The organism is Neisseria oralis, from assembly GCF_045062685.1.
Taxonomy (GTDB): domain Bacteria; phylum Pseudomonadota; class Gammaproteobacteria; order Burkholderiales; family Neisseriaceae; genus Neisseria; species Neisseria oralis.
In genome coordinates this window covers 1-26,496 of record NZ_JBJGEB010000003.1, presented here as the reverse complement: position 1 = coordinate 26,496, position 26,496 = coordinate 1, and the positions used below count along the sequence as shown (strand labels likewise).

The 26,496-nt window shown below is 52.2% G+C and carries 26 protein-coding genes and 1 riboswitch; of the genes, 23 read left to right on the top strand and 3 right to left on the bottom strand.

Annotation, left to right across the window (positions count from 1 at the left end; genetic code table 11):
• Positions 1-280: 280 nt before the first annotated feature.
• Positions 281-2,317, top strand: coding sequence for a right-handed parallel beta-helix repeat-containing protein (locus tag ACI43T_RS03530; RefSeq protein ID WP_405385562.1), 2,037 nt, complete (start codon positions 281-283; stop codon positions 2,315-2,317).
• 161 nt (positions 2,318-2,478) lie between these two features.
• Positions 2,479-3,351: an NAD(P)-dependent oxidoreductase gene (locus ACI43T_RS03525; protein WP_405385561.1), complete on the top strand. Its 873-nt coding sequence runs from the start codon at positions 2,479-2,481 to the stop codon at positions 3,349-3,351.
• Here the strand turns inward: ACI43T_RS03525 and ACI43T_RS03520 are convergent.
• On the bottom strand, positions 3,327-3,467 hold the full coding sequence (locus tag ACI43T_RS03520; RefSeq protein WP_405385560.1) for a hypothetical protein: 141 nt from the start codon (positions 3,465-3,467) through the stop codon (positions 3,327-3,329). The two genes, ACI43T_RS03525 and ACI43T_RS03520, sit on opposite strands and share 25 nt — an antisense overlap.
• A 142-nt stretch (positions 3,468-3,609) precedes the next feature.
• Between ACI43T_RS03520 and hisH the strand changes: the two genes are divergently transcribed.
• The 20 genes from hisH (at position 3,610) to ACI43T_RS03420 (ending at position 20,314) form a co-directional block, all read left to right on the top strand.
• Complete coding sequence (gene hisH, locus ACI43T_RS03515; protein ID WP_405385559.1) at positions 3,610-4,257, top strand: imidazole glycerol phosphate synthase subunit HisH; 648 nt, start codon at positions 3,610-3,612, stop codon at positions 4,255-4,257.
• Positions 4,258-4,494: 237 nt separating this feature from the next.
• The gene (gene hisA, locus ACI43T_RS03510) at positions 4,495-5,238 is read left to right on the top strand and encodes a 1-(5-phosphoribosyl)-5-[(5-phosphoribosylamino)methylideneamino]imidazole-4-carboxamide isomerase (protein ID WP_405385558.1); all 744 of its coding nucleotides are present in this window, start codon (positions 4,495-4,497) and stop codon (positions 5,236-5,238) included.
• Between the two features lie 144 nt (positions 5,239-5,382).
• Positions 5,383-5,700 (top strand): multidrug transporter MatE, encoded by a 318-nt coding sequence (locus ACI43T_RS03505; RefSeq protein ID WP_293276274.1) that lies wholly within the window; start codon positions 5,383-5,385, stop codon positions 5,698-5,700.
• Between the two features lie 98 nt (positions 5,701-5,798).
• Entirely contained in the window at positions 5,799-6,566 is a 768-nt protein-coding gene (hisF, locus tag ACI43T_RS03500) for an imidazole glycerol phosphate synthase subunit HisF (protein WP_003776869.1), read from the top strand.
• Positions 6,567-6,631: 65 nt separating this feature from the next.
• Positions 6,632-7,039, top strand: coding sequence for a phosphoribosyl-AMP cyclohydrolase (gene hisI / locus ACI43T_RS03495; protein ID WP_405385557.1), 408 nt, complete (start codon positions 6,632-6,634; stop codon positions 7,037-7,039).
• A 65-nt stretch (positions 7,040-7,104) separates the two neighbouring features.
• A complete protein-coding gene (locus tag ACI43T_RS03490) occupies positions 7,105-7,428 on the top strand; it encodes a phosphoribosyl-ATP diphosphatase (protein WP_405385556.1) in 324 nt (107 codons plus the stop codon).
• A gap of 148 nt (positions 7,429-7,576) precedes the next feature.
• Positions 7,577-7,900 (top strand): histidine triad nucleotide-binding protein, encoded by a 324-nt coding sequence (locus ACI43T_RS03485; protein WP_405385555.1) that lies wholly within the window; start codon positions 7,577-7,579, stop codon positions 7,898-7,900.
• A gap of 74 nt (positions 7,901-7,974) precedes the next feature.
• Positions 7,975-8,181, top strand: a complete 207-nt coding sequence (tatA, locus tag ACI43T_RS03480) for a Sec-independent protein translocase subunit TatA (protein WP_405385554.1) — start codon at positions 7,975-7,977, stop codon at positions 8,179-8,181.
• 3 nt (positions 8,182-8,184) lie between these two features.
• A complete protein-coding gene (tatB, locus tag ACI43T_RS03475) occupies positions 8,185-8,838 on the top strand; it encodes a Sec-independent protein translocase protein TatB (protein ID WP_405385553.1) in 654 nt (217 codons plus the stop codon).
• Positions 8,839-8,845: 7 nt separating this feature from the next.
• The gene (gene tatC, locus ACI43T_RS03470; protein ID WP_405385665.1) at positions 8,846-9,622 is read left to right on the top strand and encodes a twin-arginine translocase subunit TatC; all 777 of its coding nucleotides are present in this window, start codon (positions 8,846-8,848) and stop codon (positions 9,620-9,622) included.
• Between the two features lie 129 nt (positions 9,623-9,751).
• Entirely contained in the window at positions 9,752-10,132 is a 381-nt protein-coding gene (locus ACI43T_RS03465; RefSeq protein WP_405385552.1) for a DUF2069 domain-containing protein, read from the top strand.
• A 76-nt stretch (positions 10,133-10,208) separates the two neighbouring features.
• Positions 10,209-12,002, top strand: coding sequence for a PglL family O-oligosaccharyltransferase (locus ACI43T_RS03460; protein ID WP_405385664.1), 1,794 nt, complete (start codon positions 10,209-10,211; stop codon positions 12,000-12,002).
• Between the two features lie 162 nt (positions 12,003-12,164).
• Positions 12,165-12,842, top strand: coding sequence for a response regulator transcription factor (locus ACI43T_RS03455; RefSeq protein WP_009174787.1), 678 nt, complete (start codon positions 12,165-12,167; stop codon positions 12,840-12,842).
• Positions 12,843-12,857: 15 nt separating this feature from the next.
• Positions 12,858-14,231 carry a HAMP domain-containing sensor histidine kinase gene (locus ACI43T_RS03450; RefSeq protein WP_009174788.1) on the top strand — a complete coding sequence of 458 codons (1,374 nt, stop codon included), beginning with the start codon at positions 12,858-12,860 and terminating at the stop codon, positions 14,229-14,231.
• A gap of 208 nt (positions 14,232-14,439) precedes the next feature.
• Positions 14,440-16,845 (top strand): bifunctional acetate--CoA ligase family protein/GNAT family N-acetyltransferase, encoded by a 2,406-nt coding sequence (locus ACI43T_RS03445; protein WP_405385551.1) that lies wholly within the window; start codon positions 14,440-14,442, stop codon positions 16,843-16,845.
• A gap of 76 nt (positions 16,846-16,921) precedes the next feature.
• Positions 16,922-17,170, top strand: a complete 249-nt coding sequence (gene rpsP / locus ACI43T_RS03440) for a 30S ribosomal protein S16 (RefSeq protein ID WP_308023080.1) — start codon at positions 16,922-16,924, stop codon at positions 17,168-17,170.
• A gap of 16 nt (positions 17,171-17,186) precedes the next feature.
• The gene (gene rimM, locus ACI43T_RS03435; protein ID WP_308023079.1) at positions 17,187-17,696 is read left to right on the top strand and encodes a ribosome maturation factor RimM; all 510 of its coding nucleotides are present in this window, start codon (positions 17,187-17,189) and stop codon (positions 17,694-17,696) included.
• Entirely contained in the window at positions 17,696-18,442 is a 747-nt protein-coding gene (gene trmD, locus ACI43T_RS03430) for a tRNA (guanosine(37)-N1)-methyltransferase TrmD (protein WP_405385550.1), read from the top strand. Before rimM ends, trmD begins: the two co-directional genes overlap by 1 nt.
• Before the next feature lie 13 nt (positions 18,443-18,455).
• Positions 18,456-18,821 carry a 50S ribosomal protein L19 gene (gene rplS / locus ACI43T_RS03425; protein WP_009174793.1) on the top strand — a complete coding sequence of 122 codons (366 nt, stop codon included), beginning with the start codon at positions 18,456-18,458 and terminating at the stop codon, positions 18,819-18,821.
• 101 nt (positions 18,822-18,922) lie between these two features.
• Positions 18,923-19,016: riboswitch (TPP riboswitch) on the top strand.
• A gap of 83 nt (positions 19,017-19,099) precedes the next feature.
• Positions 19,100-20,314: an NRAMP family divalent metal transporter gene (locus tag ACI43T_RS03420; protein WP_405385549.1), complete on the top strand. Its 1,215-nt coding sequence runs from the start codon at positions 19,100-19,102 to the stop codon at positions 20,312-20,314.
• 159 nt (positions 20,315-20,473) lie between these two features.
• Here ACI43T_RS03420 and gdhA read toward each other — a convergent pair whose 3' ends face one another.
• Positions 20,474-21,811: an NADP-specific glutamate dehydrogenase gene (gene gdhA / locus ACI43T_RS03415; protein ID WP_293276297.1), complete on the bottom strand. Its 1,338-nt coding sequence runs from the start codon at positions 21,809-21,811 to the stop codon at positions 20,474-20,476.
• A 386-nt stretch (positions 21,812-22,197) separates the two neighbouring features.
• Here gdhA and ACI43T_RS03410 point away from each other — a divergent pair, with 386 nt between their 5' ends.
• Positions 22,198-22,992, top strand: coding sequence for a thymidylate synthase (locus ACI43T_RS03410; protein ID WP_405385548.1), 795 nt, complete (start codon positions 22,198-22,200; stop codon positions 22,990-22,992).
• A gap of 213 nt (positions 22,993-23,205) precedes the next feature.
• On the opposite strand, the gene ACI43T_RS03405 is transcribed toward ACI43T_RS03410, so the two are convergent.
• The coding region (locus ACI43T_RS03405; protein WP_405385547.1) for an Ig-like domain-containing protein at positions 23,206-26,496 on the bottom strand (3,291 nt) is incomplete at its 5' end.

The following is a 26,496-nucleotide window of genomic DNA, read 5'->3' as shown; positions in this document are numbered from 1 at the left end:
TAATAATATATAACGTCTTAACTCTAATTTAATTTTGAACTTTCTAACAAAATTATTACCTAAAAGCCCGAACTTTAAATATATTCTCAAACTTTTTACAAAAACACCTCAAAAACATGGAAACCCATACGATTTCCCGCTTCTAGCAAGACGGTATCCCTTCACTTTACGGGAAGCACAGCCTAAAGATTACGCGAAAAGTTTTTCAAAAGAAACTATCAGCGTGATGAATATTTTTTAACAATGTGCACCGAACGTCGGAAACAAGGAACATTCACTTATGGCTATCACTATAGGTACAAAGCGGCCGATAACGATCCCATCAGCCCCTTCAAACAGCGTCGTCATTGCCAGCGCCAAAACTCCGAGCGGCAAAACCTACCATGTTTACCAGAGCAAAACCCACGGCAGATATATAGATGCCGCCGAATTCGGCACGGACGCCAGCGGCCGTACCGACAGCCTGCCTGCCATTAAAAACGCGCTCAAGGCCGCCCATTCCGCCCACGCTTCGGTTTATCTCAGCGGCAAACTCTACGTTTCAGACACCATCGTCATCGACAAAACCCTCAGCAGTGTCCAAGGAATTATCGGCAACGGCATGGGCAATACGACCATCAGCTTCAACAAAGCGCAAAAAGGGATATTCAACTCAGACACCAACGAAACCGACATCCGTGAAAACGCGGGAATCTTGGTGGACGGTGTGGACGGCGTCAGCATCAAGAACCTGTCGGTCAAATACACCCATACCGATTTCTACCGCAAAGGCTTGAGCTATTTCGGCAAAGTCAGCGGCATTTTAGTCAACGATGCCGACAATACTTTGATCAGCGGCGTAGAAGTGTCGGGGGCCAACCGCGCGGGCGTCGTCTTCACCTCAACCGCCGCCCTGCAAGAAGACCCCGCCAAAAAAGGCATGACTTTCAAAGCCCGGGTACAAAACGGTGAACTCAACGAAACCCACGACAATCTGCCCACCGGCGAAAACAACCGTATCGAAAACAGCTACCTGCACCACAACCGCGTCGCCGGCGCCTTGGTTTCCTATCAGGAAAAATTCGTCGCAGACAACAACACTTTCTCCTACAACGGCCATGCCGGAGACGGCGGCACCGGCTACGGCATCGCCACCATGGCAGGCAGCTACAATTTCGGCGTTACCTTCAGCAACAACCGTACCGACCACAACTACCGCAAAGGCTTGGACGTCCACGACGGCACCGACATCGTCATCAGCAACAATATCTCCAACGGCGACCGGATGTACGGCATCGCCGTATACAACCGCCAGTTTGCAATGGAAAACGTCAAAATCACCGGCAACACCATTATCCAAGACGCCAAATTCCGCCTGCTCCACGACGACAATGCCGAATGCACCTACTACGGCTATTCAGGCATCCAACTGCAAACCAACACGCAGAACAAAAACCTGTATACCCACGACAACGCCCGCTACGAAATCAGCGGCAACACCATTTCCGGTCTGACTCTTTTCAAAGACGACATACACACTTACGGCATCGAATTCCGCAACCACGAAAACACCGCCAGTTACAATCTGGACATTACCGGCAACACCATCAACGGCACATCCAGCCGTTATCTGATTGCCGCCATCAACGACACCACGATGGGCAACAATGCAGGCTTGGGTTCCGGCAACATCAACATCAGCGGCAATACCGCCCAAATCGGCGAAATCGCCGCAGATACCGTTCCGGTATATGTCGAAGAAAAAAGCGCCACCCTTACTCAGCGCGGCAGCGTAAACGTTGGCAACAACGACATTGCCATCGGCCAATCCAACGGTTCGGCGGAAGCCGTCCGCCTCATCGGCAACGCCAAAACCTACACCGTACACGACAACCACTTCAAACTGGGCGGCGTCGTGGACAAAGCCATCATCGACATCATCAGCACCAGCAAAGCCGCATCCAGCGCCACCATCAACAACAACACGCTGGAAACCCCGTTGAAAAAAGACCTGTACAGCTACTGGATGCAGGCCGACCACGCCTCATACATCGCCATCGACAACACCCATAACGGCAAAAATCTCTCCACCGCATCCAACTTCAACACGCCCACACTGAAATCCTTTCTTTCCGCCCAAACGGCCACCGAAGCCGCTGACGTTTCGTCCACCTATACCGTGGATGCCGACTCCATTCCGCTGTCGACCCTGTTGTCTTCCACCGGCACCGCACAGGCCGGTTCGGTGCATATCGACGTTCCCCATACCGCCGCAACCGAATACGCCTTGAACGAAACCTTCACCGTCGATAAAGACAAAACCCATTCCCACCTTTAAACCGCCGTCTTTTCAGACGGCCCGACGTACCGGCCGGCAGCGTCCCTTTCCAAGGCCGTCTGAAACCTCATCCCTTCTTTCAGACGGCCTGCCCCGTATGTATAATGGCCCCAACCGTGCCGTAGCGCGGTTTGACAACATCACGCAAAGGAGCAGACACAATGTCAAACAACGAATACACACAAATCGGCTGGATAGGCTTGGGCCAAATGGGCAACCCGATGGTAACGCGCCTGCTCGATGCGGGCATCGAAGTCGGCGTTTACAACCGCTCGCCCGACAAAACCGCCGACTTGCAAACCAAAGGCGCGAAAGTTTACCCAAGCAGTACCGAACTCGTCCGTACTTATCCCGTCATTTTCCTGATGGTTTCCGACTACGCCGCCGTCCTCAACATCCTCAACGAAGACATCCGCAAAGAGCTTGACGGCAAAATCATCGTCAACATGAGCACCATCGCCCCCTCAGAAAATCTCGCCGTCAAAGCCATCGTCGAAGCCGCGGGCGGACAGTTCGCCGAAGCCCCCGTCTCCGGCTCCGTCGGCCCCGCCACCAACGGCACGCTGCTGATTCTTTTCGGCGGCGAAGAAGGCGTTTTAAACCCCTTGCAAAAAGTGTTTGGCATCCTCGGCAAAAAAACCTTCCACTTCGGCAACGTCGGCAAAGGCTCCGGCGCGAAACTCGTACTCAATTCGCTCTTGGGCATCTTCGGCGAGGCATACAGCGAAGCCATGCTGATGGCGCAGCAATTCGGCATCGATACCGACACCATCATCGAAGCCGTCGGCGGTTCCGCCATGGATTCGCCCATGTTCCAGACCAAAAAATCCCTGTGGGCCAGCCGCGAATTTCCGCCCGCTTTCGCCCTCAAACACGCCTCCAAAGACCTCAACCTCGCCGTCAACGAATTGAAACAGGCCGGCAATTCGCTTCCCGCCGTCGAAACCGTTGCCGAAAGCTACCGCGAAGCAGTTCGTGCCGGATACGGCGAACAAGACGTCGCCGGAGTCTATCTGAATCTGGCGAAGGAATAAGTTTTATCCAAAACCGCAAAAAGGCCGTCTGAAAATTCTTTTTCAGACGGCCTTTTTGCGGTTTTGCCGAACTTGCCGTAAAACTCCCCGCTGCTCTTGCAGGTATTGCCAATCATTTCCTTCACTTCATCAAGATGCTAAGTGCGGGCATCCTAAAGCGCCGTCGGGTGCACGGCTTTCTTCAATCAGTACCACGCCGTTTTTTTGCTACAATGCCTTTATCGAACCGGACAGCCGTCTGCCGAAAGGAACCATCACATGAAAGTCGCCGTCGTCGATTACGGCATGGGCAACCTGCACTCCGTACTCAAATCCGTACAGGCCGCGCAAAGCCTGTCGGGCAAAACCGCCGAAATCTACCTGACCGACCGTCCCGAAGACGTGTCGGCCGCCGACAAAATCATCTTCCCCGGACAGGGCGCGATGCCCGACTGCATGGCCGCGCTGCGCAAAAGCGGCTTGGGCGAAGCGGTTGCGGACGGCCTGGAAAACAAACCGTTTTTCGGCATCTGCGTCGGCGCGCAATTATTGTTCGAACACAGCGAAGAAGGCGATACCGCCGGACTGGGCCGCTTCAAAGGCCGCGTCAAACGCTTCCTCCCGAACCAAACCGATGCGCAGGGCAACCGGTTAAAAGTACCGCACATGGGCTGGAACACAGTACGCCAAACCCGTCCGCACCCCTTGTTTAAAGACATCGCCCCAAACTCGCGCTTTTACTTCGTCCACAGCTATTACTTTGCCCCCGAAGACTCCAACGTCGTTTTGGGTACCAGCGAATACCCGCACGAATTCGCCTGCATCGTCGGCAAAGACAACGTATTCGCCACCCAGTTCCACACGGAAAAAAGCCACGATGCCGGCCTGCTGCTGTTACGCAATTTTTTGGATTGGAACGGCGGCTGACGGCCGGTGCGGCAACAGCGTTCCCCGCGCGCGGCTGTAACCGGCGTCCTCATGCCGTCTGAATCCAATATGCAACAAAACCACCGTTTTTTCTGCGGTAAAACGTCATTACATTTATATATTCGCGCTAAAAATCGCTAATTTGTGTAAAATAGATTTTGAGCATTGTCAAACCCCGTTTCAGACGGCCTGTTTGAACTCCGGCCCGCCTGAAACCGAACTGCAAATGGAAACAAAATGTTACTGATTCCGGCAATCGATTTGAAAGAAGGCCGCTGCGTGCGGCTGAAACAGGGGCTGATGGAGCAGGCGACGGTATTCTCCGATTCACCCGCCGAAACCGCGCTGCACTGGCTCAAGCAAGGCGCGCGCCGCCTGCACTTGGTGGACTTGAACGGCGCATTCGTCGGCATACCGAAAAATTTTCCGGCCATCAAATCCATTCTGGCGGAAGTCTCCAACGACATTCCCGTGCAGTTGGGCGGCGGCATCCGCGATTTGGCAACCATTGAAAAATATTTGGATTTGGGCCTGGCCGATGTCATTATCGGCACGGCGGCAGTGAAAAATCCCGATTTCGTGCGCGAAGCGTGCAAAGAATTTCCCGGGCAGATTATCGTCGGGCTGGACGCCAAAGACGGCATGGTGGCGATAGACGGCTGGGCGACAGTAACGGAACACCGCGTTGCCGATTTGGCGAAACGGTTTGAAGAAGACGGCGTCAACGCCATCATCTACACCGACATCGGCCGCGACGGCATGATGAGCGGCGTAAACGTCGAAGCAACGGTCAAACTCGCCCAAGCGGCCGCCGTTCCGGTCATCGCATCGGGCGGCCTGACCAATCTGGACGACATCCGCGCCTTGTGTGCCGTCGAAAAACACGGCGTGGCGGGCGCGATTACCGGCCGCGCGATTTACGAGGGCAGCATCGATTTCGCCGAAGCGCAAAAATTGGCGGACGCACTGAGTGCCGCCTAAGCGCCACCATACTTTTCAGACGGCCTTTCCGCCGTATCAGGCCGTCTGAAAACCAACAGGTTTCCTGCCGCATTAAAAAAGCCAACAGGCAGGTTTTTTATTGTTTTTTTATCTGATATTTTTTCTGTTTTTAGGGGACATATTATGTTGGAAGCGTTTGTATTGGGCTTTTGGATAATTTGGTCGTCCAACCGCGACATCTACGCCCTGAGCGAAAGCCTTTGGTTCACCCTGCTGGCCGCCGTCCTCCATCAGTTGACCGATTTTTCCATGCCCGTCATCGACCAGCAATGGATGATGTCCAACGGCGCATTGTGGCTGTATGTGGCCGTCGCGTTTTACCTCGTCAACCGGTTGAGCAACAGCTTTATGGCCACCATGCTGATGGCCGCCGCCGCAAGCATCGGCTACTACCAACTCGCCGCACACCTGCCCGACTGGATTTCCGGCCTGTCCGCTTAAATCTGGCCGGCAAATATTTTCCCTCCGCAACCGTTTCCGTTTATAGTATGGCTATCCCGCCGGACAAACGGCGGACATTCTCGCTCCGGAGGAAAAATATGGCACTGGCAAAACGCATCATCCCCTGTCTCGACGTTAAAGACGGCCGCGTCGTCAAAGGCGTAAACTTCCTCGGTTTGCGCGATGCTGGCAACCCCGTCGATGTCGCCAAACGCTACAACGACGAAGGCGCGGACGAACTGACCTTTCTCGACATCACCGCCTCCTCCGACAACCGCGACACTATTTTGCACGTCATCGAAGACGTTGCCTCACAGGTTTTCATTCCGCTGACCGTCGGCGGCGGCGTACGCACCGTAGCCGACATCCGCCGCCTGCTCAATGCCGGCGCGGACAAAGCCAGCATCAACACCGCTGCTGTAACCAATCCCGATTTAGTCAACGAAGCCGCCGGATTTTTCGGTTCGCAAGCCATCGTCGTCGCCGTCGATGCCAAAGCCGTCAATCCCGAAAACACCCGATGGGAAATCTTCACCCACGGCGGGCGCACGCCGACGGGCTTGGACGCAGTCGAATGGGCGGTTGAAATGCAGCGGCGCGGCGCGGGCGAAATCTTGCTCACCAGCATGGACAGGGACGGTACGAAACAAGGCTTCAACCTGCCGCTAACCCGCGCCGTCAGCGAAGCAGTCGATATTCCCGTCATCGCCTCCGGCGGCGTTGGTAACGTGCAGCATTTGATTGACGGCATCAAAGAGGGCAAAGCGGATGCCGTGCTTGCCGCCAGTATTTTCCACTTCGGCGAAGTCAGTATCCGCGATGCGAAGCTCGCCATGCGCGAAGCCGGAATCGAAGTGCGGCTGTGAGGTTTTGAACCTTGCCATCAAAAGGCCGTCTGAAAAATATTGTCCGTGAAAATGGTGTAACCCGAATGCCGAACATAAACGAACCCCTGCTCAGCGCCGTCAAATTCGACGAAAAAGGCTTAGTCTGCGCCATCGCCCAAGACCGGCAGACCTGCCGCGTGCTGATGGTTGCATGGATGAACGCCGAAGCCCTGCAAAAAACCGTGGAAACCGGTTTCGCCCACTATTACAGCCGCTCGCGCCAAAAACAATGGATGAAAGGCGAAGAATCGGGGCACACGCAAAAGGTGTACGAATTGCGCCTCGACTGCGACGGCGACGCCATCGTGATGCTGATAGACCAAAACGGCGGCATCGCCTGCCATACGGGACGCGAAAGCTGTTTCTACAAAGTCTGGAAAGACGGCGCATGGCAGACGGTTGACACAGTGCTGAAAGACGAAGAGGCGATTTACGGGCATAAACACCCTTAGAGCGAACCGCCAACGAAGCGGCCGTTTCACCTTGGACGTCTGAAATCAAATTAAGAAAGCCCCTCATGACCAATTCCATCCTCACCGCCATCCAAAACACCATAGACTCGCGTAAAGGCGGCGATCCCGAAGCCTCCTACGTCGCCCAGCTTCTCCACAAAGGCGAAGACAAAATCCTCAAAAAAGTCATCGAAGAAGCGGGTGAAGTGCTGATGGCTTCGAAAGACGGCGGCGGCGAACACCTCGTTTACGAGGTAGCCGACTTATGGTTTCACACCATGGTCCTTTTGGCGCATCACGGCCTGCGCGCCGAAGACGTGCTGAACGAGCTTGCACGCCGCCAAGGTTTGTCGGGGCTGGCCGAAAAAGCCGCCCGCAAAGAGCCGTAGGCTGCCGCGCCGATACTTCCCAGCGCCCGCCGAACTGTATTACAATCCGCCCTGATGCGTACCCGCACTTGCCGGATACGATGAAACATTAAGTTCAGGCCGTCTGAACCGATATTGTGATTTTCAGACGGCCTCTCGGAGCATAACCATGAGCGACTGTATTTTCTGCAAAATCGCAGACAAAGAAATCCCTGCAAACACCGTGTACGAAGACGGCGAAATGCTGTGTTTCAAAGACATCCGCCCCGCCGCACCGGTTCACCTGCTGCTGATTCCGAAAGTGCATTTCGACTCGCTGGCGCACGCGCGGCCGGAACATGAAGCACTGTTGGGCAAAATGATGCTGAAAGTGCCGCAGATTGCCGAAAAATCAGGATTGACCAACGGTTTCAAAACAGTCATCAACACCGGCAAAGGCGGCGGGCAGGAAGTCTTCCACATCCACATCCACATCATGGGTACGCCTGCCTGAGCGGCGCGGCAACCTCTCGGCCCGCCATATTAATATGGCAGATACAATAGATATACAAAATAAAGGAACGAACAATGGGTAGCTTCTCGGTAACACACTGGATCATCGTTTTGATTATCGTGGTTTTGGTGTTCGGCACTAAAAAATTGCGCAATGTCGGCAAAGATTTGGGCGGCGCGGTACACGATTTCAAAAAAGGCCTAAACGAAGGCACCGAAGGTCAGAGTGCAAAAAAAGACGAAGTCATCGAACATAAAAAAGACGAAGAAGACAAAGCCTGATTTATGTTTGATTTCGGTTTAGGCGAGCTGCTGCTGGTAGGCGTGGTCGCCCTGATTGTAATCGGCCCCGAACGCCTGCCGAAGGCGGCGCGGATGGCGGGCAATATGGTCGGCAAACTGCAACGGCTGGTCAGCAGCGTCAAGCAGGAACTGAACACGCAGATCGAACTGGAAGAATTGCGTAAAGCCAAACAGGAATTCGAATCTGCGGCTTCGCAATTTAAAGACGATTTGAAAGAAATCGGCGGCGACACGCAAAACGACTTGAACGAAATTTCAGACGGCCTCAAACCGTGGGAGCGGCTGCCCGAACAGCGAACTCCCGCCGATTTCGGTGTCGACGAACACGGCAACCCGCTGCCTCAAACAGAAAGCGCGCAAACAGAGGAAACCGTATTCGACGACAACGGACAGCCCGTCGCACCTGTTTCGGCCCCCAACGCCGACAATGCCTACGATGCGGACAAAGCATGGCATGATTACCTGACCTTGTCTGCAAGGCCGTCTGAAACGCCTGAAGTCAGCTATATCGAAACTCTCCCTGCCGCTCCCGCAGTCTTGCACACTGCTTCGCTTCGCAAACAGGCCATGAGCCGAAAACGCGATTTGCGTCCGAAATACCATGCCAAACCCAAACTTCGCATCCGTAAAAAGTGAGCCGACGGTGTCTGATTCCCAAACCGAACAACCTACCCAGCCCCTTATCGAGCACCTGCTGGAACTGCGCCGCCGCCTGATGTGGATAGTGGGCGGCATTTTGGTGTGTTTTCTGGCATTGGCGCCGTTTGCCCAGCAACTCTATTCTTTTGCGGCGCAGCCGCTGATGGCGGCGTTGCCGAAAGATACCAGTATGATTGCCACCGATGTGGTCGCGCCGTTTTTCGTGCCGATAAAGGTTACGCTGATGGCGGCATTCCTCATTTCCCTGCCGCACACGCTGTATCAGATTTGGGCGTTCGTCGCGCCCGCGCTGTATCAGAACGAAAAGCGGCTGGTGCTGCCCTTGGTGTTGTCGAGCCTGATTCTGTTTTTCACCGGCATGGCGTTCGCCTACTATCTGGTTTTTCCCCTGATTTTCAAATTTCTGACCGGCATCACCCCCGTGGGTGTCAGCATGTCTACCGACATCGACAAATATCTGTCGTTTATCTTGGGCATGTTCGTCGCGTTCGGTACGACGTTTGAAGTGCCGGTGGTGGTGGTTCTGCTGGCGCGTATGGGAATTGTGGACACGGAAACGCTCAAAAGGGCGCGGCCTTATGTGATTGTAGGGGCGTTTATCGTCGCCGCCGTCATCACGCCGCCCGACGTCGTGTCGCAGATTCTGCTGGCCGTGCCGCTGATTATCCTTTACGAGGCGGGGATTTGGTTCAGCCGCTTTACCAAGCCGGTTGATCGGGATAACGCAAACGACACGCCGCAGCCGCCCGCACAAGTTTAACTTCAATACATACATAGGCCGTCTGAAACAAAATTCCTGTTTCAGACGGCCTTTTATTTGGCTGCGAAATGCAACGCGCCCACTGGTTTTCTGTATAATCCGATATTCCCTTTTCCGGCAAAAAGCCAAATGAAACAACGCTCAGTAAATATATCCGCCCGCAAACCCCTACCGTATGCGGCGGCCTGCGCCAGCCTGCTGGCGCTGATTGCCGTCAGTCTCGCTTGGGAACTTTGGATTGCTCCGTTGCGCGAGGGCGGTTCGTGGCTGGCACTCAAGGCATTGCCGCTGTGCCTGCCGTTGTCGGGCATTCTCAAAGGCAGGGTTTATACCTACCAATACAGTTCGATGCTGGTTCTGATTTATTTCGCCGAAGCCGTTATGCGCCTCTTTGACGCCGCGCCCGCCGGACGCCTCTGCGCGGCGGCGGCCGCCGTATGCTGCACGGTGTTTTTCGTTTCCTGCATGGCTTTTGTCAAACAAAAACAGAAGGAGGCCCGTCATGGCTGACCGCCGCTTGTTTTCAGACGGCCACGAAACCGCCTACAGCCCGTATTCCAGACAAATACGCCGCGACGAATGGAACATGGGCCTTGCACCGCTGTGGTTCGGGTTTCTGTGGGTGTGCATTGCCCCGTTTCTCTCGCTCTACCGCGTCGGCCCCTTGTCCAGCTTCTATCTGGAAGCAGGTTCGTTGTTAGGCGCGGTGGTGCTGGTATTGGCCACCTCCACTTCCGGCCTGCTCAATGTGCGCCTGCCGTCGGCGGGTATTGCCTTTTTCGTGCTGGCGGCTTTCTGGTGGCTCCAGGCCAGAATGATGCACTTAATGTACCCCGGGCTGAACGATATGGCCGCATGGACTTTCGTCATCCTCGCCCTGACTGCATGGGCCTGCCGCGGCTGGGTTGCCGAATACGGACAGGAACGTGTGACCGCGGTATTCGCGTGGGCCTTGCTGTTCGGCGCGCTGATGCAGGCTGCGGTTGCCTTGATGCAGTTCAACGGCTGGGCGGGCATGAAAATCTTTCATAACATCCTCGCCTACGGCGGCCGCGAAAGCATTAACGGCCAGCTCGGCCAGCGCAACCATTTGGGGCATTATCTGATGTGGGGCGTATTAGCCGCGTCGTACCTGTGGTCGGTACGCCGTATGCCCGCATGGGCCGGCGTATTGTCGATAACGGCGCTGTCCGCCGCCTTGGGTTTGGTCAATTCGCGCACCATCCTGACCTACGTCATCGGCGTCGGCCTGCTGCTGCCGATATGGCGTTGGCGCGCAGGAAAAGAATCCAACCGCACGGTGCTGATTTTCCTGTTCACCATCGCCTTGGTCGCCATCATCCAGTTCGGCATGGGGCCGTTACTCGACACCTTCGGCAACGGCCATTACGAAACCGCCGTCGAACGCGTAGGCCGCAGTAGCTTCGAAGGTTCGGCGCGCGAAACGGAATGGGGCAAGGCATGGATAGCGTTCAAAACCGCCCCTTTGTTCGGCCACGGTTGGAACGGCTTTGCGCTGCAAAGTTTCCTGATTAACGCCGAACAACACAACTTCATCAACAACGTCATCAGCGTACTCTTTACCCATTCGCACAATATCGTCCTCCAGCTTCTGGCCGAAACCGGCTTGGTGGGCACGCTGCTTACCGCCGGCTGCCTGATTGCCGCAATATGGCGCATGACGGTGCGCCCGTACCATCCGGCCTCGTTGCTGATGCTGTCGCTGATGGCCGTTTCCCTGTACCACAGCATGCTCGAATACCCGCTTTGGTATATCTATTTCCTAACCCCGTTCGGCATCATGGTTTCCCTTTCCCCCATCCGCCGCAAAGACCTTTCAGACGGCCTGAACCAAGCCAAACTGCGTAATTACGCAGGCGGCATCGCCGCTTTGTGCCTGATTGCGGGCATACTGCATCTGGGCTGGGTCTATACGGACCTGACCGAATACAGCCGCCGGCCGAAAACCGACACGCCGGCCGACACCGCCCTCAAAATAGAAGGCTTGAGACGCATCGCCGACAGTCAGCCTATGTTGCGTTACTACGCCCAACTGAGCCTGACCCATTACGCCGATCCGACCGATATCGTTATCCGTCCGTGGGCGGAGCAGGCGGCAATCGAAGCCCTGACCTTCCGTCCTTTCGCCAACGCCCACCAAGTCGGCCTTTACCGCTACCGCAGGGGCGAAACCGAGCAAGGCGCGCAATGGATGCAGTCGATATACTATTACTACCCCTACATGATGCCGTTTTACGCAAGCAAAATCCGCAGCAACGGCTTATTCAAGCCGCTGTTGCCTAAAATCCTGGCCGACTGCAAAGCCTTCGTTTCCGCCCCTAAACACGAAACAGCCAAATCCTGCGAAGCCCCGAAATAGGGTTTGAGGCCGTCTGAAACACAAATGTAAAGACCTTTACACTTGTTGCAAAAAAGCGCAAAAGCATAGAAATACACGCTATCTGTCAACTTAGATTGCATGTTAAGATAGTCCAATCCATCCGCCGGACAAAGGCGGGACAACTACAGAAAAGGAAAGACCATGAGCCGTGTATTACTGGTAGATGACGACGCTTTGTTGACCGAACTCCTCACCGAATACCTGACTGCAGAAGGCCTTAACGTACACAGTGTGCCCGACGGCGAAGCGGGCGTTCACGAAATCCTGACCGGCCAATACGACGTGGTCGTATTAGATTCCATGATGCCGAAAATGAACGGCTTGGACGTATTGAAAAACGTCCGCAGCCAAAGCACCGTCCCCGTGATTATGCTGACCGCCAAAGGCGACGACATCGACCGCATCATCGGTTTGGAAATGGGCGCAGACGACTATGTGCCGAAACCCTGCACCCCGCGCGAACTGCTGGCCCGAATCAACGCCATCCTGCGCCGCGCACAACGCGGCGGCGAGCAAAACAGCGCGCCCAACAGCATATCGGTCAGTGACGTCGTACTCTACCCCGCCAAACGCCAGGCCACCATCCGCGAAGAACCGCTGGAACTGACCAGCACCGAATTCAACCTGCTGGAAGTCCTGATGCGCCACGCCGGACAAGTCGTCAGCAAAGAGACCCTGTCCATCGAAGCACTAGACCGCAAGCTGGCCAAGTTCGACCGCAGCATCGACGTACATATTTCCAGCATCCGCCACAAACTGGGTGATGCCTCGCTGATTCAAACCGTACGCGGTTTAGGCTACCTGTTTGTTAAAAACTAAAGATTAAACAGATACATGAAACTGTTTCAACGTATATTCGCCACATTTTGCGCAGTCATCATCTGCGCAATCTTCGTGGCGAGTTTTTCATTCTGGCTGGTACAGAACACCTTGGCCGAAAACCAGTTCAACCAACGCCGCACCATCGAAACCACATTGATGGGCAGCATGGTTTCCGCCTTCAGGTCACGCGGAGACAGCGGTGCGCGCGAAATCCTCAACGAATGGAAAGACAATCCGGTTTCCGATGCCGTGTTCGTTATCCTCGACGATGACAATAAAGACATCCTCGACCGCGACATCGACGAACAGACCATCAAACGCGCCCGCGCATTCGCCATCAACAATCCGAATTCGGATTTGGCGCGCATCGAATACGGACGTTTCGGCGAAGAATATCTGTTTTTCATCCGCGACTGGGACAACCAGCAGGCCAAACGCCTGCCCAGTCCGCTGTTTATCCCCGGCCTGCCGCTTGCCCCGATTTGGCACGAATTCATTATCCTGTCGTTCATCATCATCGTCGGCCTGCTGATGGCCTACATCCTGACCAACAACATCACCAAACCCATCCGCATCCTTGGCAACGGTATGGACAGGCTCGCCCGCGGAGAATTGCAAACACGCATTTCGCAGCAGGTGGATGACCGCGACGACGAATTGTCCCATCTGGCCGTGCAATTTGACAAAATGGCCGCCCAATTGGAGAAACTCGTCGCAAAAGAACGCCACCTGCTCCACCACGTTTCACACGAAATGCGCTCGCCGCTGGCGCGTATGCAGGCTATCGTCGGCCTGATTCAGGCCCAGCCGCAAAAACAGGAACAATACCTGAAAAGGCTCGAAGGCGAGCTTACCCGTATGGATACCCTCGTCGGCGAACTGCTGACCCTGTCCCGCTTGGAAACATCCAACGTCCCGCTGGAAAAAGAAAGCCTCGCACTCGTCCCCTTCCTGACCAATCTGGTGGAGGACTGCCAAGCCATCGCCCAGCAGAACAAACAAACCGTCTCTCTCCATATCGATGCCAAAGTACCGCAAACTGCAACCATCATGGCCAACGAAAGCTACCTCTACCGCGCGTTCGACAACGTCATCCGCAACGCCATGAATTACAGTCCCGAAGGCAGCACCATCAGCGTCAATATCAAACAAGACAGCAAGCACTGGCTGATTGACGTAACCGACAACGGCCCGGGCGTAGACGAAATGCAGCTTCCACATATTTTCACCGCGTTTTACCGTGCCGACAGCAGCGCCAGCAAGCCCGGTACCGGCCTCGGCCTGGCATTGACACAACACATCATGGAACAGCATTGCGGCAAAATCATCGCCGAAAACGTTAAACCGAACGGCCTGCGGATGCACTTCGTACTGCCGAAAAAATAGGCCGTCTGAAACAACGGTGTGAGGCCGTCTGAAAACCAAAGGGAACGCCGGACGGCCTGTTTCCGCAGTTTTCAGACGGCCTCGATTTACATTACAATAACATAATTTTCTATCCCATCCGCCGACAGCAACAATAACAAAACACGGATAACCGGCAAATTAAAGAGGCCGATACCGGCCCGAAACCCATTCGAACAAAGGAGCAGCCATGAGCGTACAATCCCTGCCCGCCTACTTCTTCACGCCGCAGCACATCATCCTCGTCGGCGCCAGCGAACGCCCGCACAGCTTGGGCGAACGCATCCTGACCGCCCTTTTAAACGCGCCCTTCCAAGGCAAAATCACCCCCGTCAACCCGCGCCACAAAACCATTGCCGGCCTGACGTCCTACACCAACGTCGCCCGCCTTGAAGAAACGGCAGATTTAGTCATTACCGTTACCCCGCCCGAAACTTACGAATCCCTGTTCAAAGCCTGCCGCAAAAAACAACTGCACCACGTCATCATCATCCAAGACTGGGACAACCTGCCGCCTGAAGCGTGGGAAACCGCCGCGGCAGCCATCAGAAAACACCACGGCGAAAAACTGAACATCAGCGTCTGCAATCCGGCGGGGGCACAGATTCCGACACAAGGGCTCAACGCCGGCATCCTGCCCGACTACCCCGCGGGACACGTCGCCGTATTGACCGGACAAGCCTCCCTCAGCAGCGAAATCAACGTCTTACTGCGCAAGATGAAACAAGGCGTATCCCGCCACATCAGCCTGAACTACGATTTAAGTCCGACCACTTCCGCCGACTGGCTCAACCGCTTCGGCCACAAACGCCACACCCGCGCCGCAGTCATCCATTTCAATCCGCGGGAAAACCTGCGCAAACTGTTTAGCGCCATCCGCTACTTCACCCGCCACACCCCGATCATCCTGCATTGCACCCACCACGCCGACTCCGTCGAACGCTCCATCCTCCGCTGTCTGGGCCGCCACTGCAACTTCATCGCCACCTTCAACAGCAGCGAACTCGAAGCCGCACTGCACGCGCACCTTTCCGCATTACAGCCCGCCTCCACCCTCAACGTGCTGTCCAACACGCCCGTCGCATGGTTACAGGAAAAAGCCGTTCAATCGGGAATCTCACTGGTGATGCCGTCTGAAAAACCACATATCGACCAAGCCTATATCGGCAGCAACCCGTCGCCCGTGCGCTACCGCAGCCTTGCCGTCAGCCAGTTGCAGCAGCATCAAACCGAGGCACTGCTCGCCGTCGTCGCCCCCACCGCCGAACACAACGAAAACACCCTAACAGGCGTTTTATCGGCATTGCAACAGCCCGACGGCAAGCCGCTGCTCATCAGCAGCCCGTTTTCAGACGGCCTGTTGCAATTCGACCGTCCCGAACAGGCCGTCAAAACCCTGTCGTTACGCAACATTGCCGCCCATCTGCAAAACGAACAAAACAAAACCGCCAAACCGCGTCCCGCACATATCAAAACACCGCAACTGAAAAACCTGCCCAAACTACTGGAAACACAAGATTTCGCCCAACTGGCAAAAAACCTGCACCTGCCCGATTACCGGCCGCAGGCAACCCATGTCGGCGCACAGTTGACCTTTACCCGCCATCCCGCCTACGGCATCATCCTGTCTTGCACCTATAATGGCCGGACCCGTACCGTACTACCGCCGTTCTCCACACTCGACGGCGAAAAACTCATTCGCTTCGCAGACCTGAAAACCAAACAAAAACACATCTGTCAGCTTCTACACAGTCTGAACACCCTGCTTGAACAAGAACAATACTTCGGCAGCATCATCATCAACCTCTGCGGCGACACCTTAACCAGCGACTTCAGGCCGTCTGAAAACGAGATACAGGCCATTGTCTCGAAAGATCAGAAAAGGCCCACCGCTGCAACCGTACCCCGCAAAAACCTGACCGCGGCGGAATTCATCAGCACCACCAGCGAAGCCGCCGCCGAGTTTATCCGCAGCAAAAGCGAGGCCGCCGCCGAATTTCTGGCCGGCAAAGCAGATACCGCCGCACCGCCCGAAAACGTGCGCGCGCCCTATCCGTCCGGCTATCCACAGAAAATCACACTGAAAGACGGAGAAATCCTCCTCATCCGACCGTTTACCCCCGAAGACGCCGAAGCAAAACAAGCATTCGTGCGCAGCCTCAGTCCTGAATCGCGCTACTTCCGTTTCATGGCACAAACCAACGAACTGCCGCAGGCAACCCTTGCCCGTTTCAGCAACCTTGACTATTACAGCGAGGGCGCATGGATAGCCGAAAATTCAGACGGCCTGATTCAAGGCATCAGCCGCTTCAGCCGCCTCACCCGAGACGAATGCGAGTTCGGCATCACCCTTGCTGAAAATGCCCGCGGCAAAGGACTGGCCGTCGAACTGATGCGGCTGATTATCCGATTAGCAACACAGCAGGGCTATCAGAGCATGAGTGCCGAAATCCTCAAAAGCAACCAAGCCATGCTGAAGCTCGCCCGAAAATTAGGATTTGCACTGTCCGACTCCAATACAGACAAAGATTTATACCAAGCCAGGCTCAGCCTCCTGCCGCCGCCAACCGCCCCAAAACGCAAATTCCGGCAATAAAAGCTTGCATAAAAACCACAAATTACCCTAAAATTGACCGTTTCTAGATATCCGTATTTCTCAAAAAGGACTCAAAATGGTAGTTATCCGTTTGGCTCGAGGCGGCTCCAAACACCGCCCTTTCTTCAACGTAATCGTAACTGACTCACGCAACCGCAGAGACGGCCGCTTTATTGAACGCGTCGGCTTCTACAACCCCGTCGCAAACGAAAAACAAGAACGCGTACGTCTGAACGCAGACCGTTTGAACCACTGGATTGCACAAGGCGCAAAAGTCAGCGATGCAGTCACTAAATTGATTAAAAATCAAAAAGCCGCTGCTTAAATCCACAATTCCTGCCATGACCGACACTCAACAACGGGTAGCCATGGGCTACATTAAAGGCGTATTCGGCATTAAAGGCTGGTTGAAAATCGCAGCTGATACCGAATACCCGGACAGTCTGTTGGACTACCCCGAGTGGCTATTAAGCAAAAACGGGAAAACCCTGAATGTTGTGCTTGAAGCCGGGAAGCTGGTAGGAGACGAACTCCAAGTTAAGTTCGAAGGCATTGATGACCGCGACCAAGCGTTTGCCTTACGCGGTTATACCGTAGAAATTCCACGTGACGAATTCTCCCCTGCCGGAGAAGACGAATACTATTGGACGGATTTAGTCGGCATGACCGTCGTCAACAAGGAAGGCATTACACTGGGTACCGTCAAAAACCTGATGGAAACCGGCGCGAACGACGTATTAGTCATTCAGGGCACAGACAAGCAAATTCTGATTCCGTTTGTATCCAACTATATTGAAACCGTTAATCACGACAGCAAAACCATCACGGCAGACTGGGGCTTGGATTATTGATGTTTATACAAAGCATCACCCTGTTTCCCGAAATGTTCGACAGTATCACCGAATACGGTGTAACCGGTCGCGCATTGAAACAAAAACTCTGGCGGTTCCAAGCTATCAATCCGCGCAGATTTGCCGACAACAAACTCGGCTATATCGATGACCGTCCTTTTGGCGGCGGACCAGGAATGATAATGATGGCTCCGCCATTACAAGCTGCAATCGACCAAGCGAAACAAGCCTGTGGCGGCGGCAGGGTTATTTACCTAAGTCCGCAAGGGCAGCCTTTCACACAGCAAAAAGCCGCCGAATTGGCCGAATCGGAAAACCTGATTCTACTTTGCGGCCGCTACGAAGGCATAGACGAACGTTTGCTGCAAAGCAGTGTCGACGAAGAAATCAGTATGGGGGATTTCGTCGTCTCCGGCGGAGAACTTCCGGCCATGATGTTGATGGATGCTGTATTACGGTTAATACCGGGCGTATTGGGCGATATTCAGTCCGCCGAGCAAGATTCGTTTTCAGACGGCCTTTTGGACTGCCCTCATTACACCAAACCCTTAGAATTTCAAGGCATGAGCGTTCCGGACGTACTGCGTTCGGGCAATCACGGCCTGATAGCCGAGTGGCGGTTGAAACAATCGCTGCAACGCACTTTAGAGCGCCGCCCCGATTTATTGGCAAAGCACAGTTTAATCCCAAAGGAATCCCGCCTCTTAAAAGAAATCTTGCAAGAGCAACAGGAAATCCAATCATAACTTAGGAAAAACAATGAACTTGATTCAACAATTAGAGCAAGAAGAAATTGCTCGTTTGAACAAAGAAATCCCTGAATTCGCACCCGGCGACACCGTAGTCGTTTCCGTACGCGTAGTAGAGGGTAACCGCAGCCGTTTACAGGCCTACGAAGGTGTCGTTATCGCCCGTCGTAACCGCGGTTTGAACAGCAACTTCATCGTCCGCAAAATTTCCAGCGGTGAAGGTGTTGAGCGTACATTCCAACTATATTCTCCTTCCGTAGAAAAAATCGAAGTGAAACGTCGTGGCGACGTGCGTCGTGCCAAACTGTACTACCTGCGCGGTCTGACTGGTAAAGCGGCACGCATTAAAGAAAAACTGCCCGCACGCAAAGGTTAATTCCTTCCAATCAAGAAATGCCCGCCCCCACCGGCGGGCATTTTTGCAACCGTTTCAGACGGCCTTTCGACCCATATCGGAATTTGCTAGAATCATTCTTTCCAAGGAAACAGGGGTGCTGCATCATGCGGCTGAGAAAAACCCTTCGCACCCGATACAGTTAATACTGTCGTGGGGAGTTTGCTTTAAGCTGATGATTTAAAAAACCTGTTTCTTTCGTTTTTTTAGGAAACAGGTTTTTTGTTTGTCTCATCCCCTGTCAGCTTTGAGGAATCCAAATGTTTTGGAAAAACTTTTCACGCCAATTCGGCCCCGGTATCATCATGGCCTCATCTTGTGTCGGCGGCTCCCATATCATTGCTTCCACTCAAGCCGGTGCATATTATGGTTACCAACTTGCCTTTTTTATTTTATTAGTCAATCTATTAAAATACCCTTTCTTTCGCATTGCCTTTGATTACAGCAGCGTGAATAACCGAACCTTGCTTGAAGGATATGCTGGGAAGGGCCGCCTTTATCTTTATCTGTTTTTGGTTTTCAATTTTTTCGCCACCATCATCAATATTGCAGGAGGAACGCTGCTTTCCGCCGTATTGCTTGGAATGTTGCTACCATTTAACCTTCCTCTCAACATATTAAATGCTGCTACACTTGCCAGTTTCTTAATCCTACTGTTCAGCCGTCAATATCAATCTTTGGACAAAATATCAAAATGGATTATGTTCAGCCTCAGTATCATTACCTTGCTAGCCCTTTTGATGGCTTTCAACAAAGGCACTGCCGCTCCTGCACCCGATTTCACTGTTACGTCGCCGTGGACAATAACTGCCATCCCTTTCTTTGCCGCCTTGATGGGTTGGATGCCTGCTCCGATGGAATTAAGCGTTTCCAGCTCAATGTGGGTTATTGAAAAAAACAAGCTTAATCCTGACTATCGCCCGAAACGCATGATTGATTTCAATACCAGCTATATATTAACTATCGTCTTAGCCTTGATGTTCATGGCACTCGGCGCATTAGTGCAATACGGAAAAACCACAACGCCATTAAGCGGAGGGAAATTTATCAGCCAGTTTGTCGATATGTATACCCACAGCATCGGTGAATGGACTCGCCTGCCAATTATCTTTGTTGCCTTTGCCTGCATTTATGGTACAACCATCGTTGCCGTAGACGGCTATTCCCGCTGCAACATGCAGGCCGTGGACTTACTTCTCAAAAAACCTCTTGGTCATGACGGAACGAAATTGCGATATTGGCTCTTTGGAGTATGTATTTTGTCCTTTGTATTGATACAGTTCTTCAACAGTGCCATCGGAAAAATGATACCGTTCGCCATGACTGCCTCTTTCCTATCTGCACCCGTTTTCGCATGGCTTAATCTGAATTTAGCCAAACAATATGCACCCAAACCGCTGTGGCTCATACCTTTAGCTTGGCTGGGCTGGATTTCGCTCATTATCACTGCCATTGTCTATTTAATTTGGGTTTGAATAAATCGCATAAAACTAACCGCCGAAATTTTTGATTACGGTTTTCCATAAAAATTTCGACGGTCGTTTTTTTAAAAGAGGCCGTCTGAAAAGATTTGTACAGGATTGAGAATACCCGGCAAATTTTTCAGACGGCCTTTATATACTAAACCCTATGATTTAAACGATACCCTGAGCCAGCATAGCATCGGCAACTTTAACGAAACCGGCAATGTTCGCACCGTTGACATAGTTGACTTTGTCTCCCTCTTTACCGTACGTCAAGCAAGATTCATGGATACTCTGCATAATGCCGAATAATCGTTGATCGACTTCCTCACGCGTCCAAGACAAACGAATGGCGTTTTGACTCATTTCCAAGCCGGAAGTGGCCACCCCGCCGGCATTGGACGCCTTACCCGGAGCGTACAAAATACCTGCTTTAATGAACTGTTCGACAGCACCCAGCGTTGACGGCATGTTTGCACCTTCGGCAACGACAAAACAGCCGTTTGCCAACAGCGTTTTTGCATCTTGTTCGTCCAATTCGTTTTGAGTCGCACAAGGCAGAGCGATGTCGCATTTGATACCCCACGGCTTCTGATTTTCAAAATACTGCAAACCCTGCTCTTTAGCATAGATTGCCACACGTTCACGACGTACTTCTTTCAGTTCAATCAGTGCTTCCAGTTGCGCCTCGGTCATACCGCTGTCGGGGAACAATACGAAACCGTTGGAGTCTGAAACAGTCAGGACTTTCGCCCCCAGTTGAATGGCTTTTTCACAAGCATATTGCGCCACATTGCCAGAACCGGAAATGACCACGCGTTTACCGGCAAATTTATCGCCGCGCGTTTGCAACATAGATTCGGCAAAATACACGGTACCGTAACCTGTCGCCTCAGGGCGAATCAGACTACCGCCCCATGTCAGCCCTTTACCGGTCAACACGGAAGCAAATTCATTACGGATTTTTTTGTATTGCCCATACAGAAAGCCTATTTCTCGCCCCCCTACCCCAATGTCGCCGGCAGGCACGTCAGTATCCGCACCGATATGACGGTACAACTCATTCATAAATGCTTGACAGAACCGCATAACCTCGCCATCGGATTTTCCTTTCGGGTCAAAATCCGAACCTCCTTTACCACCACCCATAGGCAAAGTGGTCAATGCATTTTTAAATACTTGCTCGAATGCCAAAAATTTCAATACACCCAAATCTACGGTCGGATGAAAACGCAACCCTCCTTTATAGGGGCCAATGGCAGAACTCATCTGTACACGATAACCGCGGTTGACCTGTACTCGGCCTTTGTCGTCCACCCAAGAGACACGGAACATAATGACACGCTCAGGTTCGACAATTCGCTCCAACAAACCTTGTTGGATATATTTCGGATTTTTTGCCAAAAACGGATCCAAACTTTGGAAAACCTCTTCCACTGCCTGATGAAACGGCGCTTGATTAGGATCGCGTTTTTTAATTTGGGCAAACAGATCAGTTAATACTGTCATTTTAATCTCCTGAAAATAAACTTTGTTAATAGGGATGTTTAAAATTTTCAAGACGGAATATAAACCCATTTTTTTTTACTGCCAAGTATTTTTTTGTAAAATTGTTGACATTATTTATTTTGATTTTTCGGTTATGGCTTTTTCACACCTTATAAATTTATTTTTATAAAATTTAAAATCTTAATTTTGACAAAAGAAGATTTTAAATTGCTAATCGCTTATTCCAAATAGAAAATATTTTCCAAAAAATATCAATCAAATAATTCAATAAAAATTAAAATTATTACTAAAATTGTCAACAATTTATCTTCATTCGGCTCCCCCGCCATGCCGTCTGAAATGCTACAATAGGGCCCGATTATTGACGTTCATTCACAAGGATCTCCATGAAAGCCTACCATGACCTGATGCGCCACGTTCTCGAACACGGCATAGACAAATCCGACCGCACCGGAACAGGCACGCGCTCAGTATTCGGCTATCAGATGCGCTTTGATTTAAGTAAAGGTTTTCCGCTGTTGACTACCAAAAAACTCCATCTGCGTTCGATTATTCACGAGTTATTATGGTTTCTCAAAGGCGATACCAATATCAAATATCTAAAAGACAACAATGTTTCGATTTGGGACGAATGGGCGGACGAAAACGGAGATTTAGGCCCTGTTTACGGTTACCAATGGCGAAGCTGGCCCGCTCCTGACGGCCGCCACATCGACCAAATCGCTAATGTGACCGAACAAATTAAAAAAAATCCCGATTCGCGCCGCTTAATTGTTTCCGCATGGAATCCTGCCCTTGTTGATGAAATGGCTCTTCCCCCTTGCCATACGATGTTTCAGTTTTATGTAGCAGACGGCAAACTTTCTTGTCAGCTTTACCAGCGAAGTGCCGATATTTTTTTGGGCGTCCCGTTTAACATAGCCAGTTACGCACTCTTGACCATGATGATGGCGCAAGTTTGCGGACTAGAAGTCGGAGAATTTATCCATACTTTCGGCGATGCCCACCTTTACAGCAATCATATGGAACAAGCAAAGTTACAGCTTTCACGCGACTTTCGCCCTTTACCGGAAATGAAAATAAATCCTGAAGTAAAAGACTTATTTGCATTCAAATTTGAAGACTTCGAGTTGACCGGCTACAACCCTCACCCTCACATCAAGGCCGAAGTTGCTGTTTAGAAATCATCTTTAATTTATCTCGCATTCCCATAATCGCTGTTTTTTTAATTCAAGCAATAGTAAGGCCGTCTGAAAATCAGTTCATGAATTTTTCAGACGGCCTCTTAAAATATATGGTGACGGTAGTAATCCATTTAGCTGACTCATACATTTGAAAAGCAATAAACTCAAAAAAAAAACCCTGCTTCTCAGCAGGGTTTTTATTCAGACTAATCAGCCGATAGTTTCAACATGGTTTTGCAATACGCTGTCCAACGTTTCTCCTACTGACAATCCATTGAAAGTAATGCTGTTTTGGTAGGTAGTACCGTCTTTACCAACACCGGTGAAACTCAGGGTATGGGTTTCGTCATTCCAAACTGCATTCTGCAAATCATGCGGACTTACCAAATCGGCAAATACTACTTTGTCGACACCTGCTTGGAAATCTGTGATGACATCATTACCGTTATTGCTGTTGGCCAAGAATACAAACTGATCCGCACCTTCGCCGCCAGTCAGAGTATCGTTACCTGCACCACCAAACAGAACATCATCGCCTTTACCTCCATTCAAAGTATCGTCACCACCGTCTGCGCGGTTGTCCAACAAGTCTTTCCAATGATTTTTTACATAATTGGCCACTTGCTGATCTGTCGCATCAGTACCGGCATTGTCCGTCCACTTAATATATTCGGTCAACGCTTTGGCGCCCATGGCATCATGCGAACCTGAGGTATAAGCAACACCCGTGATACCGTTAGTCCAAGACAGATGATCAGTATTGATACTGTCACCGAACAAGACGTCATCACCCTCACCTCCGGTCAAAGTATCCGAAGATACATTGTTCACGACACGCTCAGTACTGCCTCGTTCCAGTGCCGCATCTAACTGACTCGGATTAGACACGACCTGCGACTCGCCCACGGCTCCTGAATAATACACAGGAGATGGATAGGTTTGATACCATAGACTGCCTTCAGTAATACTATGGCCGTCTGAAACAGTATTGTCGTAGTAATCCAACATGGACTCTTTCGCACCCTTGGCAAAACCAACGGCATGAACGTCAGATACTGCAGACAGTTTTTTGAAACTATGCAATGCTGCATTGACCGCATCCTGTGTTACATAACCTCTCCATGGTGTCTCACCCGTATCGCCATAGGTAGTCGGTTGTCCGTCGGTTAGGAAGTAAGTAACATTATGATATCCGTTGGACGATACTTTGCTAAACCAATCTGTTGCGTCACGGAATGCATCATCGTAATTAGTTACGCCGTGCGCTCTTAACGACATAATTTGATTCAACAACTTATCAACATTTTGCTCGGTCAGATCATTAATCGTCACAACCTGTTTTGCAGTTGAATTAAACGCAAACAAGGTTACATTCAAATGGCCGTCATGATGAGCAAAATCTTTTGCTAATTTCAACAACGATTTACGTGCCATCTCGATATACGCTTCCCCCGAATCGGTCCTAAACGTATTCATACTTTCAGATGTATCCAATACAAGGGCAACATTGTAGTTTTGACCGGGTTTGATAATCAGCCGATAACCACCGGCATCACCGATTAAGGCATCGTTACCTGTTCCGCCGGTAATGTTATCACCACCGTTTTTACCAATTACAGCTTTGTCCGCGTCAGTGCCGTTAATGGTAATATCGAGAGTTGCAGTAGATTTGTCACCATCTGCATCTGTCACGGTATAAGTGAACGAGTCCTTCAATGTTTCACCTCCGTTCAATGCTTTAACCGCGGCATTGTTCGGATTGACCGTGTATGTATATTGTCCATCAGCATTAAGTGTCAACGAACCATACTGACCGTTTGTATTGCCAACAGTTACTGCAACCGGCGTATCTGCACCTAATACATCATTAGACAACACGTCACCGCTTACCGACATACCCGTGTCTTTAATACTGTTCGTATCATGTACAGCAACTGGGGCTGTATCCGTGATGCGGATATCCAAACTGTCCATTGCTGTATTACCGGCAGCATCACGAACCATCACTACAAAACTATCTTTCACTGAATTGTCGCCTGTACTGTGGTCGGCTGCTTTACCTCCTTCGACATAACGGTAAGTTACCTTACCAGATGCAGCATCATACCCTGTTACAATCAATGTACCTCGAACGGTATGAATCATTACCGGATGCGCAGCAGTCGCCGAGGTCACATCCTTACCTGCAACAGTAATTGCGGTAACAGGTGATTTATCGCTCACTTGGATAAATCCTTTAACGGCGGCCGACGATGCCTCTTCGACTGAATGTCCAGGCGCATTAACTATGGGTGCCGTGGTGTCGATGGTACCGTTGTCGCTGGCTCTGCCTTCGTTGCCGGCCGGGTCTTTGACGACGGCTTCGACGCTGACCGGACCTTCGGGTAAGGCTTCCGGTACGTCTACTTCGAAGCTGCCGTCATCTTTGACGGTAGTCGTCACAACCTGCGGATGACCGTCTTTGCCGGTTACGGTAATGGTAACGACCGTGCCTGCCGGTACGTCGGTTTTACCGCTGATGGTGGGAGTGGTATCCCGGCTGACTTCCGGAATGTCGACGCTGATGACTGGTGCGGTAATATCGATGCTGCCGTTGTCGCTGGCTTTGCCTTCGTTACCGGCCGGGTCTTTGACGGCGGCTTCGGCAGTGTAACGGCCTTCGGCCAATGCCTTCGGCACTTCGACGCTGTAACGGCCGTCCGCACCTACGCTGGCGCTGACCGTTTGTACGCTGCCTCGGCTGTCGGTCACGGTGATGCTGACGACGGAACCGGCCGGAGCATCGGTGGTGCCGCTGATAAGCGGGGTGTTGTCGGAGGTGTTGTCCGGGGCGTCTACGGTAATGACCGGGGCCGTGGTGTCGATCACGTTTCCTTTGCCGTTATTGTCATCACGGGCTTCGGCTCGGTTTCCTGCTTTGTCGCTGACAACTGCCTCAACGCTGTAGCGGCCATCCGGCAGTGCATTCGGTACTTCCGCCTGATAGCTGCCGTCAGCCTGTACCGTGGCAGTCACCACTTGGCTGCCGCCGCGGCTGTCGGTTACGGTCAGGGTAACAGTCTGTCCTTCTTCCACATCGGTAGTGGTACCGGTGAGGGTCGGCGTGTTGTCGTTGCTCAAATCCGGCGCTTCAACGATAATGGCTGCCGTCGTATCTACCGAACCGTTGTCGCTGGCTCTGCCTTCGTTGCCGGCTGGGTCTTTGACGGCGGCTTCGGCAGTGTAACGGCCTTCGGCCAATGCCTTCGGCACTTCGACGCTGTAACGGCCGTCCGCACCTACGCTGGCGCTGACCGTTTGTACGCTGCCTCGGCTGTCGGTCACGGTGATGCTGACAATGGAACCGGCCGGGGCATCGGTGGTACCGCTGATAAGCGGGGTGTTGTCGGAGGTGTTGTCCGGGGCGTCTACGGTAATGACCGGTGCCGTGGTGTCGATGGTACCGTTGTCGCTGGCTCTGCCTTCGTTGCCGGCCGGGTCTTTGACGACGGCTTCAACGCT

Coding starts and splice junctions, on each gene's coding strand:
- ACI43T_RS03520 (WP_405385560.1), bottom strand. CDS start 3,467: ATGATTGGCAATACCTGCAAGAGCAGCGGGGAGTTTTACGGCAAGTTC.
- ACI43T_RS03525 (WP_405385561.1), top strand. CDS start 2,479: ATGTCAAACAACGAATACACACAAATCGGCTGGATAGGCTTGGGCCAA.
- ACI43T_RS03490 (WP_405385556.1), top strand. CDS start 7,105: ATGACCAATTCCATCCTCACCGCCATCCAAAACACCATAGACTCGCGT.
- rimM (WP_308023079.1), top strand. CDS start 17,187: ATGACCGACACTCAACAACGGGTAGCCATGGGCTACATTAAAGGCGTA.
- gdhA (WP_293276297.1), bottom strand. CDS start 21,811: ATGACAGTATTAACTGATCTGTTTGCCCAAATTAAAAAACGCGATCCT.
- ACI43T_RS03455 (WP_009174787.1), top strand. CDS start 12,165: ATGAGCCGTGTATTACTGGTAGATGACGACGCTTTGTTGACCGAACTC.
- ACI43T_RS03460 (WP_405385664.1), top strand. CDS start 10,209: ATGGGCCTTGCACCGCTGTGGTTCGGGTTTCTGTGGGTGTGCATTGCC.
- ACI43T_RS03420 (WP_405385549.1), top strand. CDS start 19,100: ATGTTTTGGAAAAACTTTTCACGCCAATTCGGCCCCGGTATCATCATG.
- rplS (WP_009174793.1), top strand. CDS start 18,456: ATGAACTTGATTCAACAATTAGAGCAAGAAGAAATTGCTCGTTTGAAC.
- ACI43T_RS03530 (WP_405385562.1), top strand. CDS start 281: ATGGCTATCACTATAGGTACAAAGCGGCCGATAACGATCCCATCAGCC.
- trmD (WP_405385550.1), top strand. CDS start 17,696: ATGTTTATACAAAGCATCACCCTGTTTCCCGAAATGTTCGACAGTATC.
- ACI43T_RS03410 (WP_405385548.1), top strand. CDS start 22,198: ATGAAAGCCTACCATGACCTGATGCGCCACGTTCTCGAACACGGCATA.
- ACI43T_RS03505 (WP_293276274.1), top strand. CDS start 5,383: ATGTTGGAAGCGTTTGTATTGGGCTTTTGGATAATTTGGTCGTCCAAC.
- rpsP (WP_308023080.1), top strand. CDS start 16,922: ATGGTAGTTATCCGTTTGGCTCGAGGCGGCTCCAAACACCGCCCTTTC.
- ACI43T_RS03485 (WP_405385555.1), top strand. CDS start 7,577: ATGAGCGACTGTATTTTCTGCAAAATCGCAGACAAAGAAATCCCTGCA.
- hisI (WP_405385557.1), top strand. CDS start 6,632: ATGCCGAACATAAACGAACCCCTGCTCAGCGCCGTCAAATTCGACGAA.
- tatA (WP_405385554.1), top strand. CDS start 7,975: ATGGGTAGCTTCTCGGTAACACACTGGATCATCGTTTTGATTATCGTG.
- hisA (WP_405385558.1), top strand. CDS start 4,495: ATGTTACTGATTCCGGCAATCGATTTGAAAGAAGGCCGCTGCGTGCGG.
- ACI43T_RS03450 (WP_009174788.1), top strand. CDS start 12,858: ATGAAACTGTTTCAACGTATATTCGCCACATTTTGCGCAGTCATCATC.
- hisH (WP_405385559.1), top strand. CDS start 3,610: ATGAAAGTCGCCGTCGTCGATTACGGCATGGGCAACCTGCACTCCGTA.
- ACI43T_RS03465 (WP_405385552.1), top strand. CDS start 9,752: ATGAAACAACGCTCAGTAAATATATCCGCCCGCAAACCCCTACCGTAT.
- ACI43T_RS03445 (WP_405385551.1), top strand. CDS start 14,440: ATGAGCGTACAATCCCTGCCCGCCTACTTCTTCACGCCGCAGCACATC.
- tatB (WP_405385553.1), top strand. CDS start 8,185: ATGTTTGATTTCGGTTTAGGCGAGCTGCTGCTGGTAGGCGTGGTCGCC.
- hisF (WP_003776869.1), top strand. CDS start 5,799: ATGGCACTGGCAAAACGCATCATCCCCTGTCTCGACGTTAAAGACGGC.